Origin of the sequence: Streptococcus sp. HMSC034E03 (assembly GCF_001811505.1) — a bacterium.
Taxonomy (GTDB): domain Bacteria; phylum Bacillota; class Bacilli; order Lactobacillales; family Streptococcaceae; genus Streptococcus.
In genome coordinates, this window is record NZ_KV804987.1 from 30,067 (window position 1) to 30,741 (window position 675).

Consider the following 675-nt stretch of genomic DNA (forward strand, 5'->3'; position numbering starts at 1 on the left):
GAAGTTGAGTATGTTAGAGATGGTGAACGAGATGTTGACACACCTAATGAACGCGTTGAAGGAGCTAAAGGTAAAATAGTTACTACAACCACTTACGATGTAGATTCACACGACGGTCATATCACAGAACACGTTGGTACCCCAGTCGTCACCCCAGCAGGTAAGACAATTGTTAAAGTTGGTGCAAAAACTCAGGTTGAACACTCTAAAGATTCTGAAGGTCGCGATGTGATTGATACCACTACCTATGAAGTTGATTCAAAAACAGGTAAGGTAACTCCAACAACAGTTCGAACTTATGGGAAAACGAAAGCACCAACGGTTGAGAAGAGAGTAGTACCATCACCTGTTGTCTATGAAAAAGATGATACGAAAGAAAAAGGTGCAGCCTCAACTACTGTTAAAGGTGAAGATGGTGAAGACACTATTACAACAACTTACACTGTGGACACTAATACTGGAAAGATTATAGTAAGTGAAGGTAAACCAGTTCGTACGAAAGAACCAACTAATACTATTGTCAAAGTTCCAGCGAAGGACAAAGTAGAAATAACAGAAATCCCATCACCTAAGAAATACGTAAAAGATGATACGCGCGACAAAGATCAACCAAATGTGGAAGAAGCAGGTCAAGCAGGTTCAAGCACAGTAACAACTACTTACGAAGTAAATCCA

At 40.1% G+C, this 675-nt stretch carries 1 pseudogene; it reads left to right on the top strand.

What is annotated here, in order from left to right:
- A pseudogene (locus HMPREF2805_RS11495) lies at positions 1–675 on the top strand (G5 domain-containing protein); the annotation flags it as partial.